Annotated in this window: 7 protein-coding genes; 2 read left to right on the top strand and 5 right to left on the bottom strand. The window is 63.8% G+C overall.

The window, feature by feature from the left end; translation table 11 throughout:
• The first annotated feature begins 175 nt into the window (after positions 1-175).
• A complete protein-coding gene (locus ACMYUN_RS01160; protein WP_415762498.1) occupies positions 176-5,365 on the top strand; it encodes an AAA family ATPase in 5,190 nt (1,729 codons plus the stop codon).
• Positions 5,366-5,461: 96 nt separating this feature from the next.
• Here ACMYUN_RS01160 and ACMYUN_RS01155 read toward each other — a convergent pair whose 3' ends face one another.
• The 5 genes from ACMYUN_RS01155 to ACMYUN_RS01135 form a co-directional block, all read right to left on the bottom strand.
• Positions 5,462-5,938 carry a helix-turn-helix domain-containing protein gene (locus tag ACMYUN_RS01155; RefSeq protein ID WP_415762497.1) on the bottom strand — a complete coding sequence of 159 codons (477 nt, stop codon included), beginning with the start codon at positions 5,936-5,938 and terminating at the stop codon, positions 5,462-5,464.
• A gap of 88 nt (positions 5,939-6,026) precedes the next feature.
• Positions 6,027-7,139 (bottom strand): alkene reductase, encoded by a 1,113-nt coding sequence (locus tag ACMYUN_RS01150; RefSeq protein WP_039760595.1) that lies wholly within the window; start codon positions 7,137-7,139, stop codon positions 6,027-6,029.
• 171 nt (positions 7,140-7,310) lie between these two features.
• On the bottom strand, positions 7,311-9,545 hold the full coding sequence (locus ACMYUN_RS01145) for a molybdopterin cofactor-binding domain-containing protein (RefSeq protein ID WP_415762496.1): 2,235 nt from the start codon (positions 9,543-9,545) through the stop codon (positions 7,311-7,313).
• Entirely contained in the window at positions 9,542-10,015 is a 474-nt protein-coding gene (locus tag ACMYUN_RS01140; RefSeq protein WP_415762495.1) for a (2Fe-2S)-binding protein, read from the bottom strand. Before ACMYUN_RS01140 ends, ACMYUN_RS01145 begins: the two co-directional genes overlap by 4 nt.
• Positions 10,012-11,553, bottom strand: a complete 1,542-nt coding sequence (locus ACMYUN_RS01135; protein ID WP_415762494.1) for a c-type cytochrome — start codon at positions 11,551-11,553, stop codon at positions 10,012-10,014. Before ACMYUN_RS01135 ends, ACMYUN_RS01140 begins: the two co-directional genes overlap by 4 nt.
• Before the next feature lie 24 nt (positions 11,554-11,577).
• Here ACMYUN_RS01135 and ACMYUN_RS01130 point away from each other — a divergent pair, with 24 nt between their 5' ends.
• Positions 11,578-12,780, top strand: coding sequence for an MFS transporter (locus tag ACMYUN_RS01130; protein ID WP_129998726.1), 1,203 nt, complete (start codon positions 11,578-11,580; stop codon positions 12,778-12,780).
• Positions 12,781-13,767 lie beyond the last annotated feature (987 nt).

The following is a 13,767-nucleotide window of genomic DNA, read 5'->3' as shown; positions in this document are numbered from 1 at the left end:
CGAGGCTCTGGACTGCCATCTTGAGGCCGCAGACGGACATCAGCGCAGCGGCTGGCCCTCTGGCAAAAAAACGCTGCGTATACTTCGCCACTAGCCCGAATCCCATTTCCAGCGGTGAATGTGTATGCCCGGCCAGCCATCCTCATCTGCAATGTCGCGCGCGGCCGAGGCGTCGATGCTCGATGAAACATGGCTGGAAACTTGCCGTTTCAGCCTGCTGCGCCGCGACCATGAGCTGACCTGGTTCAGCCTTGAAGACAGCCGCTCGGGCCAGACCTGGTTCGCCGTGCGCGCACCGATTCAGCGCCCGGCGCTGTGCCAGCGGCTGGAGCGCGACTTTCATTTGCAACTGCCTTCGCAGTGGGTGATGAACCCGCTCGCGCTGCTTCGTTCGGCGGACGGGCCGGTGCTGATCTATCCGCAATGGGGCGCGCCGCTGGCTGGCCTGTTCGACGCAGCCGGCTTACCACTCGGGCGAGTGCTGAATATCGCCGTTGCGGCTGCCAATGCGCTGGCCCACTCTCGGCATCCCGAAACACCGCAAAACCCTGTGGGAGCGAGCCTGCTCGCGAAAGCGTCATTCCAGCCGACATCACCCTTGACTGACCCACCGCTTTCGCGAGCGGGCTCGCTCCCACATGGATCCCTGTTGCCGTGGCATCTGATAGTCGGCGCCGACGACAGCGTCAGGCTGATGGGCTTTCACACCCACGCGCAGGAAACGCCGGCGACTGAACTGCCGAGCCTGGAACACTGGCCTTATCTGGCGCCGGAACAGCTGCAGCGCGACAACGTCGATTGCGATGAGCGCAGCGACGTCTATGCGCTGTCGGCAATCCTCTACGAGGCGCTGACCGGGCGCCCGCCGCTGATCGCTCGCGACGCCTCGCAATGGTTGCATGTGCACGCCGCCGTCCAGCCATTGTCGCCAGCGCAATACCAACACGACCTGCCGCAAGGCATTTGCCATGTGCTGCTCAAGGGCCTGGCCAAGGAGCCGGACGCGCGCTATCAAAGCATCGAATCGCTGGCCGCCGATCTGACCTGGTGCCTGCGCCAATGGCAGAAAAAAGGCCAGATCGAAGCGTTCCGCCTGGGTGCCTTCGATGCTCGCGCAACGGCCACGCGCGGCGATGTGCTGTTTGGTCGTGATGACGAACGTCAGCAACTGCTTGAACAGATCCAGCGCGTGCGCAGCGACGGCATCGCTCGCGTGCTGCTGGTTGCCGGCGCACCGGGAGCGGGGAAGTCGACGCTGATCCAGCAAGTCCTGCGTAGCCAGGCACCCGGTTATTGGGCCAGCGGCAAGATCGAACTGCTGAACAATGAACGGCCTTTCGCGCCACTGGCGCAGATTTTCCAGTCACTGATCAGCCAGGTATTGGCCAGGCCCGCGCTGGCCTTGCAGGCCTTGACCGAGCAATTACGCGAAACCCTCAAGGGCCGCGGCCGCTTGCTGGTAGACCTAATGCCGGAGGCCGAACTGCTGATCGGCACCACCGCCGAACTACCGAACCTGCCGGCGCGCCACGCCCTCGACCGGGTCAATCGGGCGCTGCTCGATGTGCTCGAAGTCTTTGCGCAACCGGGGCATCCGCTGCTGCTGTTTATCGACGATTTGCAGTGGGCTGACGACTCGACTCAGGCGTTTCTCAAAGCCTTTATCGCCCGACCGACGCGGCATCTGCTGCTGGTTCTGGCGTATCGCGAGGGCGAGTTGACGGAGCATCCGGGCGGCTGGCTCGATGAGATGCGCAGAGCACCCGCGCTGCCGGTCAGTGACCTTGGATTAGGGCCGCTGTCGGTGCAGGCCGTTGCGCAACTGATGGCGGTCGAACTCGATGCTGACGTCGACAACCTCGAGGCGCTGGCCCGCGTCGTGCACTTCAAAACCGCCGGCAATCCGTTGTTCGTCAGCCAGGTGGCGCGCGCGCTGGTGGATGAGCGTCTGCTGCGTTTCGACGCTGAGATGCGCCGCTGGGTGTGGAATCAGGCGGAGGTGGATGGCTATCGCTACGCCGACAACGTGGCCGAATTGATGGTGCAACGCTTGCTGCGTCTGCCGGCCAGTGCCCGTGAAGTGTTGCGCACCGCGGGTTACGTCGGTGGCCGCTGTGACGAAACGCTGTTGGGCGATTTGCTGGGCGACGATCCGGCGCAATTGCTGCGTGACGTGGATTATCTGGTCAGCGCCGGGTTTCTCCTGCGCGAGCCTGGCCAACTGGTGTTTCCCCACGATCGAGTGTTGGAAGCCGCCGCTGCGCTGACCGCGCCGGCCGGGCGTTCGGCTGAGCATGCGCGCATCGCCGCCGCCATGCTCGATCAATGCGGCGAGCAGCGGCAGGCGCGGGTCTTCGACATCGCCAGTCAGATTCAGCGCAGCGCCGGCAATGCGCTGCAAGCGCCTCGACGCGCTGAATTCATCCAGTTATTGCTCGAAGCTGCCGAGCGCGCCCGCGATAGCGCCGCTGTCGAGCAGGCCGTGGATTATCTGCGCAGCGCCGAGGTGTTACTTGGCGACGACGGCTGGACGCAGCTCTACCCGCAAGCCTTCGCGGCGCGCTGGCTGGCAGCCGACTGCGCGATGTTGCTGGCGGATCTGCCCGGCGCGCAGCAGCGTCTCGACGATTGCCTGGAACACGCTGCCACCGTGCTGGACCGCGCGAAAACCTACCGCCTGCGCGCCAGCCTGCGCACCTTGCATTCCGATTACCACGGCGCGATCGGCGAAGCGCTGGCCGGTCTTGCGTTGCTCGACATCGACCTGCAGCGACACCCATCGAAGGCGCAACCGGGCGAAGCGTTCGAACGGGTTCGGCAATTGGTCGGTGCGCGACGGATCGCTGAGTTGACGGCGTTGCCCAAAGCCAACGAGCCGCGAATCGAAGTGGCCATGGAACTGCTGAGCACGCTGATCGCCTCGTTCTTCGTGCAGGACGACATTGCTTTTCTGCACCTGGCGAAGATGGTCGAACTGACTTTGCTCCATGGCACCACGCCGAGCAGCGGCTACGGTTTTGCCTGGTACGGCGTGATGATCGCCGACCGTTATGGCGAATATCTGGACGGTGTTGCTTTCGCCGAACTGGCGCTCGATCTGACTGATCTGCACGGCTATGAGGCGGGGCGCACCGGCACGCTGGTGGCGCTGGATCAGGTCAGCGCGTGGACCCGGCCGATGGCTTACGCGCGGCAGAAGGCTTTCGCCGCGTTTGAGTGCGGTCAGGCCGGCGGCGATCTGGGCATGTCGTGTTACGCCTGCAACCATATCGGCTCCGATCTGCTGTTCATGGGCGAGCCGCTGCCAAACGTGTTGAACGAGCTGGACGTCGGCCTGAGTTGGGTGCGGCAGTTTCACTACATCGACATCGAGCGCATTCTGCTGGCGCAACAGGCGTTTGCCAGTGATTTGCGCAGTGGGCGGGAGCCACGTTCGATCGCAGCGCTGGATGCTCTGGAACATGACTGCTTCGGCCCGCTGGGCGATCGCGTCTCACAGCCAACACTGTTCTGGATGTGGTTGTACTCAGGTATGTCGGCGTTCTATTTCGGCGATGTGCGTTACGCACTACGCCGTTTCGAAGCGGCCGAGGCATTGACGTGGTCGCTGCCGGCGCACATCGATTTGGCGCATTACTACCTGTTCTACAGCTTGGCACTGGCCAGTCCCGAGGCGCCGGGCTCTGTTGCCGAAAAACTGCAGAAACTGGAGCAGCAACGGCAGCGTTTTCTGCCATGGGTCGAGCTCAATCCTTCGACCTTCAGCAACAAACTGCTGCTGATCGAAGGCGCGATGGCCCGCGTGCGCGGCGAAGGGCTGGCCGCCATTCGCTGCTTCGACCAAGCGCAAATCGCGGCGGCCGCTGCCGGATTTATCCATCAACAGGCGCTGGCGCATGAACAACTGGCCGAGGTGTGTCTGGGCAACGGTCTGGTCTCCGGCACGCATCATCACCTGCGCGTCGCCCGCGACGGTTATGTGCTGTGGGGCGCTGAGGCCAAGGCACGTCGACTGGAAGCCGCGCATCCTTTTCTGGCCCGCGAGCATTCCTTGGAAACGGTCACACCGGTGACGCGGGTACGCCTTGATCTGGAAGTCGGCATCGAAGCGGCGCGCGCGGTCTCGCAAGAGGTGTTGCTCGATCGGTTGGTGGAAACCTTGATGACTCACTTGATGATCCAGGCCGGCGCCGATCGGGGGGCGTTGCTGTTGGTCGCCGACGGTGAGTTGCAACTGGCTGCCGCCGCGCATGTCGAGGCGGGCAACGTGCGAGTCAGTCAGGACAACGAGCGCGCGCTGGAGCAGATCGCGCCGGTTTCAGTACTCAATTCGACCATGCGCACGCGCACGCCGCTCGTGCTCGACGATGCCCGCGCCGACTGCCCGCAAGCCTACAGCGCCGACCTGCGCGAGCGGCAGACGCGCTCGCTGATGTGCCTGCCGTTGCTCAAGCAGGGCGCGCTGATCGGTCTGGTGTATCTGGAAAACAGCCTGGTACCAAAGCTGTTCAGCGCCGAACGCCTGACCATGCTGGAAATTCTCGCCTCGCAGGCAGCGGTGTCGCTGCAGACCGCGCGGCTCTACGCGCAACTGGTCGAAGACAACCGCTTGCGTGCACAGATGGAAGCCGACTTGCGCAGCTCGCGGGCGGAACTGGCGCGCAACTCGCACTTGAAAATGATGGGCGAACTGTCGGCCTCGATCGCCCACGAAATCAGCCAGCCGCTGCTGGGCATTTCATCGAATGCTTCGGCCAGTTTGCGCTGGCTCAAGCGCGACACGCCTGATCTCGACGAGGCTATTCAGGGACTGGAAGACATCCGCTCCGACAGCGCGCGGGCCACCGAGATCGTCCAGGCCTTGCGTGCATTGGCCAGGCAGGCGCCGCTGCAACGATTGCCGGTGTCGATTGACGCGTTGATTGCAGAGGTCATGCAACTGACGGCCAGCGATTTGCACAATCGTCGAGTGAAAGTGCACACACAACTCAACGCTCCTGACCCGGTGCTGGGTGATCGGGTACAGATTCAGCAGGTGATTTACAACCTGATCGTCAACGCACTCGAGGCGATGGCTGGGCAGGGCATGACTGACGGGCGCTTGGTGATTGAGTCGACGATCAGCGATGGCCAGGTCTGCGTGGCTTTTCAGGACAACGGGCCGGGGATCGCCGAGCATCAGCGTGAAGAAATTTTCGATGCGTTCTTCACCACCAAGGGCAGCGGCATGGGCATGGGCCTGGCGATTTGCCGAACGGTAATCGGCGCCCATGGCGGGACGTTGCGCGTGGAAGACAGCGAAGAGGGCGCGCGGATCTGCTTCAGACTGCCGCTTGCGCCGGACGCCAGGATCAAAAGCCCCTGACTTGTAGCTGAGTGATGTCTGGCAGACCGGGTAAAAAAAAGCCGCGAAAAATCGCGGCCAAAAGGGAGGAGTGAACAAAACCCTTTGAAATCCGACTCAGGGCCGCAGTTCCGTCAAGCGCTGGCCCATCGTCGGATTCAGCAACCCATCGCTGAGCTGCCAGACATCCGCATCCACCAGCGCCACCCGCGCTCCGCACATCAGTTGGCGCCAGACCTTCGGCGGCATCCCCACCAAGCGCCCGAACGTGCGGGTGAAGTGCGAGTGATCGGAAAATCCGCATTCATAAACAATCTCGGTAATCGCCATCGAGGTCAGCAAAAGTCCCTTGGCCTTGTCGATCTTCATCTTCAGCATCCATTCCTGCGGCGAGCAGCCAGTGACGATCTTGAACGCCCGGGAAAAGTGACTGCGCGACAGATTGCAGTGCTCGGCAATTTCGCTGACGCGCAGGCTGCGGCTCAGATCGTGCAGCATGTAGGCCTTGGCGCGGCGTTCCTGCCAGCCGGACAGCGCGCCCAATGGGCGCGCGAGCTGGTTGGGGTGGTCTGACTTCACCGATTGCGGGTTCATGGCGGCTCTCCTGATCGATGGGCAAAGTCTGGCCGCTGGCTTTATTTAAAGTCCTTAAACAAACCTTAAAAGTTATGAAGCGCGGGCCTCAGGCGTGAAACGGATAATCGACGTAACCGCGCTGGTCGCCGCCAAAGAAACTGCTCGGATCCGGCGTGTTCAGTTCAAGCCCATCGTGCAGCCGACGCGGCAGATCCGGGTTGGCCAGGAATGGCCGGCCAAAGGCGATGATGTCGGCGCGATCGGAATTCAGCGCCTGTTCGGCGGATTGAGCGTCGTAACCGCCGGCGAGAATCAGCACGCCGTTCCAGGTCTGGCGCAGCTGGGCGATGATCGCGTCCCAGCGCGGGTCGAAGTTTTCGTCCTTGACCGTGCCGACCATGGCCGGCTCGACCAGATGCAGGTAGGCCAGATTCCATTGGTTGAGCGCTTCGACCAGATAACCGAAGGTCGCTTCAGGCGTGTCATCACCCATGCCCATGAAGCGGCCCATCGGCGTCAGGCGCACGCCGACGCGCTCGGCGCCGACTTCGTCAGCCACGGCGGCGACCACTTCGAGCAAAAAGCGCGCACGGTTCTCGACGCTACCGCCATAGGCGTCATCACGCTGGTTGCTGTTGCTGTTGAGAAACTGGTCGAGCAGATAACCGTTGCCGGCATGAATTTCCACGCCGTCCATGCCGGCGTTCAACGCGTTGCGCGCGGCGCGGCGATAATCTTCGACGATGTCGGCGATTTCCGCTGTTTCGAGGGCGCGCGGCACCGGCACATCGCCCCACACGCCGTTGCCTTGTTCATCGACAATAAAGGTCTTGCCCGGCACTGGCAAAGCGCTCGGCGCCACCGGCAAACCGGCGTCAGGCTGAAAGCTTGGGTGCGAGACCCGGCCGACGTGCCACAGCTGCATGAAAATCAAACCGTTGGCCGCGTGCACCGCCGTGCTGACTTCGCGCCACGCCTGCACTTGCGCATCGGTGTAGATCCCCGGGGTCCACGCATAGCCCTGACCTTGCTGAGAAATCTGCGTGGCCTCGGTGATGATCAGCGCGGCACTGGCGCGTTGGCGGTAGTACTCGGCGTTCATCGTGGTCGGCACGTCGCCCGGTTGGCCGGCACGCGAGCGGGTCAGGGGCGCCATCGCCACGCGGTGGGCAAGGGTGTAAGGGCCGAGGGCGATGGGTTGGAACAGGCGACGGGTCATGGGTAGCTCCGGATTTCGATGAGTAGGGTTCAAGTGCGGCAGCCAGGTGCCGCAAGATGTGCAGGTAACTTAACCGGCCGTGGCGGGGCTGATAATCCGTGGCCGGCGCTACGCAGTTTTGCGCGCTACGCAACGGCGCCCGCGCCCGTCCATGACGAGCGCGGGCGTGGTTCAGGCGGGTTGGGTCGAGCGAGTCAGCGGCAGATTCAGCCAGCGCCGGCCAGTGGCATTGCTGACCGCGTTGCCGAGGGCGGCCGCCATTGGCCCTTGGACAATTTCGGCAGCACCGAGGAACGGTTCGCCCGGTTGATCGAGCAGATGCACATCGACTTTTTTCGGCAATTGCGTGAAGCGCAGAATCGGGTAGCCGCTCCAGTCGTAGCTGCGAATGCCGCCGGAGTCGTAGGCGACCTTTTCGTAGAGCGTCCAGCTGGCCGACTGGACGATACCGCCCTCGACCTGATTGCGCAGGCCATCGGGGCTGACGATCTGGCCGACGTCGACCGCCGTGACTACATGATCCACGCGAATCTCGCCGGTCTGCGGATGCACCCGCAGTTTCACCGCGAGGGCGCAGTAACCCATGATGTTCTTGTAGCGGGCGAAGGCGAAACCGATCCCCGCGCCGGGCTCGTTGCTCTTGTGTGGCCAGCCGATTTCGTCGCGCACGCGCTCGATCACGGCACGGGCACGCGGATCGCTGAGATGGGCCAGACGCAACGCCACTGGATCGAGTCCGGCCTTGATCGCCAGCTCATCGATACTCGCCTCTATGGCGAAGATGTTGATGTGCGCTCCCAGTGAACGCATGGCCGAAGTGCGAAAGGGCATGGTAGTGACGAAGTTCATGTTGATCCGCGTCGCGCCCAGCTGGTACAGCGGCAGCGCATTTCGATCGCCGTCACCTTCGGGCTGGGCAATCGGCACCGACGGAGCCGAGGCGAAAGGTTTCGCCAACAGGCGTGCCGGCAGCAAGCGCCCGGCATTGACGATGCGTTCATTGTGCGGCGTGGTCCACAGCTCGTAGTTCCAGTCCTGCAAACGGCCCTGACTGAGGCTCGCGTCGACTTCGGTAACCATCGCCGAACTGTACGGTTCCCAGAGATTCTCCTGCTCGCGCATCCATTGCACCCTGACCGGCGTGCCCGGCAGACGCATGGCAATCAGCGCGGCATCGGCGGCGGCATCATCGGCGCCGTTGTGGCCGTAGCAACCCGAGCCTTCGGTATGAATGCAGCGCACGCGGTCCGGCGGCAGCCGCAGCATTTCGGCGATGCCGGCGCGCAGCGGATAGACGCCCTGGGTGTGGGTCCAGACCGTGAGCACGCCATCGTTGAACCAGGCCACCGCACAGGACGGGCCGATCGAGCCGTGCATCAGATACTGCTTGGTCACCCGCGCTTTGAAGCGGGTCTCGGTCGCGCCGCCGGGATTGCCGTTGTTGCTGATCGGATAGCGCTTGGACGGCAGGCGCTTGAGCAAATCGTGAATATCGGCGGCTTCGGGAATCGCTTCGCCGCCACTCCACTTGGCACTCTCGATGCCGCTGCGCATGGCCTTGATCGCGTGCCATTCATCACGGGCGACCACCGCCAGATAGTTGCCGTCGCGGATCACCTTGACCACGCCGTTGAGCGCCTCGATAGATGCGGCATCGAACGCCTGAAGCTTGCAGCCGGGACGCGGCGGGCGAATCACCCGCGCATGCAGCATGCCCGGCAAGCGCATGTCCTGCACGAACGCCGCGCCGCCGCTGACCTTGGCCGGAATGTCCAGACGCGGCAGGTTATGCCCGATGAGTTTGAAGTCGGCCGCCGCCATCGTCGGTGATTGTGCTTTCGCGTATTGGTGCACATCGACATGCTTGACCGCATCGGCATACGCCATGCGTTGCCTGCTGGGGCCTTGGATGATGCCGTCGCGAGTGCTCAGTTGCGCAGCCTCGATTTGCCAGCTGCGCGCGGCAGCCTCGACGAGCATTTCCCGCACCTGGGCGGCAGCGTTGTACAGCGCGGTGCCACTGTCGAAAATACTGTGGCTGCCGGCGGTGTAGCCTTCGTTGGGCGTCAATGCGGTGTCGGCGGTGAGCAAGTTGATTGCGCTGGCCGGCACCTGCAAACGCTCGGCAGCAATTTGCAGCAACGCGGTTTTCACCCCGGTGCCCAGTTCGACCTTGCCGGTGTACACGGTGATGCCGTCGGCGCCGATGCGAATCCACGCGTCCAGGTAAGGGTTGGTGCGCAGGCTGCCGGGAAGGTCGGGGGCCAACACTACCGTGCCGAGGGTGTCGACTTCGGTGTCGGCCAAGGCACGCCGCGCTACCGGCATCAGCGTGAAAGCCATGAGCAACGCGCCGCCACGCAGGAAGGCCCGACGGCTGGGGTTCAAGCCGTTTGCTTCGCTCATGTCCGGCTCCCGTCATGCCCGGCCACCTGTTTGATTGCCTCGATGATGCGCAAGTGCGTGCCGCAACGGCACAGATTGCCGGCCATGTGCTCGCGGATGGTTTGTTCGTCCGGGTGCGGATCACGCTCAAGCAACGACTGCGCGCGCATCAGCATGCCGGCGATGCAGTAACCGCATTGCGCGGCCTGCTTGTCGATGAATGCCGCTTGCAACGGGCCGGGCTTCTCAGCGCTGCCGAGGCTTTCCACGGTGCGGATCTTTTTCCCTTCAAGGCCGGCGCACGGTGTCAGGCAGGCGAACACTGGCTGGTCGTCGACGATCACCGTGCACGCGCCGCACTGGCCCAGGCCGCAGCCGTACTTGGCGCCGTTGAGGTTCAAGTGATTACGCAGCGCGTACAGCAGCGGCATGTCCGGTTCGAGCTCCAGCGCTTGGGCAGCTCCATTGACGGTGAGAGTGATCTGGCTCATTTCGTCTCCTGACGTAACGCTTCGATAGTGGAAGAGAGGTCGGCCCATGGCTGATCGGGTCTGGCTTGCTCGCGCAGATACGCGGCGAGGGCACCGAGCTGGGCGTTGTCGAGGCTGGCGGCGAACGGCGGCATCACCGGGCCGGGTGCGCCGGGAATGGCGGGCACGCCTTCGAGTACGGTCTTGAGAAAGTTGCGCGAGCTGGCCGCTTGCAGCGCCGAGGTGCTCTGCAAGCCAGGGCGACCGTCGATTTCACGCATCGGCGCGGCGGCTGCGTGGCAGCCAGCGCAGCCACTGCTGAAGAGCAGGGCGCCAGTGCTGTGATCCGCTGGACTGCTCGACGGCTTTTTCGCGGTGGTTTCAGTCACCGCGTGCGGGTTCTGCAGGCTCAGCAGGTAGTCGGCAATCGCCTCGGCTTCGCTGGCCGGCAAGCGCGCCAGACTCAGGCTGACCGGGCGCATCGGGCCGGCGGGTGTGCCGTGGCCATCGACCACGTCGGCGCGCAGGTAGCCGGCCAACTGCTCGCGATTCCACGGAGCGGCGCGTTGGCCGAGGCCGACCAGTGCCGGCGCTTCCCAGCCATCGACGCTGCCGCCCTGCAGATATTGCGAGGATTTCTCCGCGCCGATCAGGTTCAGCGGCGAATGGCAGCCGGCGCAGTGGCCCGGGCCGTCGACCAGATAGCGTCCGCGATTCCATGCCGCGCTGTGTTCGGCCAGCGGCGTCAGTGGCTCGCCATGCAGAAACAGCAGATTCCAGAACGACACCAGCGGGCGGATGTTCATCGGGAAGTTCATCTGGTTCTGCCGCGCCGGGGCGTGTACGGCGGGGCCGCTCATCAAGTAGGCATAGGCGTCGGCGATGTCTTCGGAGCTCATGCGCCGGTAATGCACGTACGGGAACGCCGGGTAGAGAAAGTGGCCGTCGCGAGCAATGCCTTCGCGCATCGCCCGCTCAAACGCCGGCAATGACCATTCGCCGATGCCGGTCTGTTCATCCGGAGTGATGTTGGTGCTGTACAGCGTGCCGAACGGCGTCACCAGCGGCAGCCCGCCGGCCAGGTATTCGCCGCCGGGGCGAGTGTGGCAGACCGCGCAGTCGCCGGCCTCGACCACCCGCGCGCCGCGCTGCAATTGCGCAGTATCGAATGACGTGAGGCGTTTGATGGGTGCGATCGCCGGGCGCCACATCAGCGCGACGGCGACGATCAGGCCGATCACCGCGAGCACGGCGCCGCAGATCCACAGGGTTCTGGACTTGAGCAGATGGTTGTTCATGGTCGGCAGAAAAACGCGGCGGGCAGTGGCAGGACGAGTGCAGTGCGGGTCATGGAAACGCTCCTTGTAGCAGCCGGGGAAGGGCGCCGATGCGGACTTCTGCGCCAGGGCCAAAGCGTAGAGAAGACGTTTGCGGCGGAGAATCACCGGCCCGCGCAACAGCGCGTTGCGCCACAAGCAACGTTGCGCGCCACGCATCAGTGCGTTGCCAGCGGCACGGATTCTCGCGGCCGCCGGGCGACCGTAGCCTTGGCAGCACATTCCCGAACTCAACGAGGTGTCACCATGCTTACGGGCAACCCTGCCGTTGCGGCCCCGGCCGAACAGCCTGCTTCACTCTCCGGCCTGATGGTCGCGTTTCTGGCATTTTGCTGCGGCGCGGTCGTCGCCAACCTGTATTACGCGCAGCCCATTGTCGAACTGATCGCCCCGCAGATCGGCCTGTCCAGCGCCAATGCCAGTCTGATCGTGTCGCTGACGCAGTTCGGTTACGCGCTGGGCTTGTTGCTGCTGGTGCCGCTGGCTGACCTGATGGAGAACCGCCGTCTGGTGGTCGGTTTCACCCTCGCCGCGAGCGTGACGCTGCTGTGCGCCGGGCTGACCCATTCGCCGTCGCTGTTTTTGCTGCTCTCTTTACTGATCGGCCTGACCTCGGTGGCGGTGCAGATCCTCGTGCCGCTGGCCGCGCACCTGGCACCGGAAGCCAGCCGTGGCCGTGTGGTCGGCAATATCATGAGCGGCCTGCTCTTGGGGATTCTGCTGTCGCGGCCGCTGTCGAGTCTGTTGGTCGAGGTGTTCGGCTGGCGCGGGGTGTTTTACAGCGCGGCGGCACTGATGGCGGTGATCGCGCTGATTACCGCTGTGGCACTGCCGCGCCGGGTGCCGACGCACAAAGCCACCTATGTCGCGTTGATTGGTTCGGTGTTTGCCCTGGCCGGGCGCTTTCCTGTGTTGCGCCAGCGCTCGCTGTATCAGGGTTTGCTGTTCGCCAGTTTCAGCCTGTTCTGGACCCTCGCGCCGATTGAGCTGATGCGTCACCACGGTTTCAGCCAGGCGCAAGTGGCAATCTTCGCGCTGGTCGGTGCGGTGGGTGCGATTGCCGCGCCGATTGCCGGACGTCTGGCCGATGCCGGGCACGGTCGTCGCGGTACTTTAGTGGCGTTGCTGCTGGCGCCGCTGTCGCTGTTGATCGCCGCGTTGCCGGGCAGTGGTTATGTGTGGCTGGTGGTGTGTGCGGTGCTGCTGGATTTTGCCGTGCAATTGAACATGGTCCTCGGCCAGCGTGAGGTCTACGCCCTCGACCCGCACAGCCGCGCACGCCTGAATGCGGTGTACATGACCAGCATCTTCGTCGGCGGCGCCCTCGGCTCCCTGATCGCCAGCCCGCTGTACGAACACTTCGGCTGGAACCTCTCGGCCGTTGCCGTGGCGGTGTTGCCGGCACTGGCGTTGGCGTTGTTCCTGGGTCGCAAGGCTGAGCACAGCTGAATCTCAAGAACGACACAAAGCCACTGTAGGAGTGAGCCTGCTCGCGATGGCGGAGTGTCAGCCAATACATATGACACTGAGAGACCGCTTTCGCGAGCAAGCTCACTCCCACAGGGGATTGCGGGCAACCGCGTGATCGGTGACCCACCACAAAACCAATGTGGGAGGGGGCTTGCTCCCGAAAGCGGTGGGGCAGGCAGCACATTTTCGACTGACGGGACGCCTTCGCGAGCAGGCTCACTCCCACAGGGGATTGCGGGCAACCGCGTGATCGGTGACCCACCACAAAACCAATGTAGGAGGGGGCTTGCTCCCGAAAGCGGTGGGGCAGCCCGCACATATTTCGCTGACGGCACGCCTTCGCGAGCAAGCCCGCTCCCACAGGGATTGTGGGTACATCGGGTGATTGCTGACCCACCACAAACCCATTGTGGGAGGGGGCTTGCTCCCGAAAGTGGTGGGGCAGCGCACAGATTTTTCGACTGACGGGACGCCTTCGCGGGCAAGCCCGCTCCCACAGGGATTGTGGGTACACCGGGTGATCGCTGACCCACCACAAACCCATTGTGGGAGGGGGCTCGCTCCCGAAAGTGGTGGGGCAGCGCACAGATTTTTCGACTGACGGGACGCCTTCGCGGGCAAGCCCGCTCCCACAGGGATTGTGGGTACATCGGGTGATTGCTGACCCACCACAAACCCATTGTGGGAGGGGGCTTGCTCCCGAAAGCGGTGGGGCAGCCGCAGATTTTTCGACTGACGGGACGCCTTCGCGGGCAAGCCCGCTCCCACAGGGATTGTGGGTACACCGGGTGATCGCTGACCCACCACAAAACCATTGTGGGAGGGGGCTTGCTCCCGAAAGTGGTGGGGCAGCGCACAGATTTTTCGACTGACGGGGCGCCTTCGCGGGCAAGCCCGCTCCCACAGGGATTGTGGGTACACCGGGTGATCGCTGACCCACCACAAACCCATTGTGGGAGGGGGCTT

The sequence above is a fragment of the Pseudomonas sp. CP4 genome (genome assembly GCF_047758505.1).
Lineage (GTDB): Bacteria > Pseudomonadota > Gammaproteobacteria > Pseudomonadales > Pseudomonadaceae > Aquipseudomonas > Aquipseudomonas fluorescens_AO.
The sequence above is the reverse complement of the archived record's forward strand: the minus strand, read 5'-3'. Positions and strand labels throughout refer to the sequence as shown.

Coding starts and splice junctions, on each gene's coding strand:
- ACMYUN_RS01160 (WP_415762498.1), top strand. CDS start 176: ATGCTCGATGAAACATGGCTGGAAACTTGCCGTTTCAGCCTGCTGCGC.
- ACMYUN_RS01155 (WP_415762497.1), bottom strand. CDS start 5,938: ATGAACCCGCAATCGGTGAAGTCAGACCACCCCAACCAGCTCGCGCGC.
- ACMYUN_RS01150 (WP_039760595.1), bottom strand. CDS start 7,139: ATGACCCGTCGCCTGTTCCAACCCATCGCCCTCGGCCCTTACACCCTT.
- ACMYUN_RS01145 (WP_415762496.1), bottom strand. CDS start 9,545: ATGAGCGAAGCAAACGGCTTGAACCCCAGCCGTCGGGCCTTCCTGCGT.
- ACMYUN_RS01140 (WP_415762495.1), bottom strand. CDS start 10,015: ATGAGCCAGATCACTCTCACCGTCAATGGAGCTGCCCAAGCGCTGGAG.
- ACMYUN_RS01135 (WP_415762494.1), bottom strand. CDS start 11,553: ATGTGCTGCCAAGGCTACGGTCGCCCGGCGGCCGCGAGAATCCGTGCC.
- ACMYUN_RS01130 (WP_129998726.1), top strand. CDS start 11,578: ATGCTTACGGGCAACCCTGCCGTTGCGGCCCCGGCCGAACAGCCTGCT.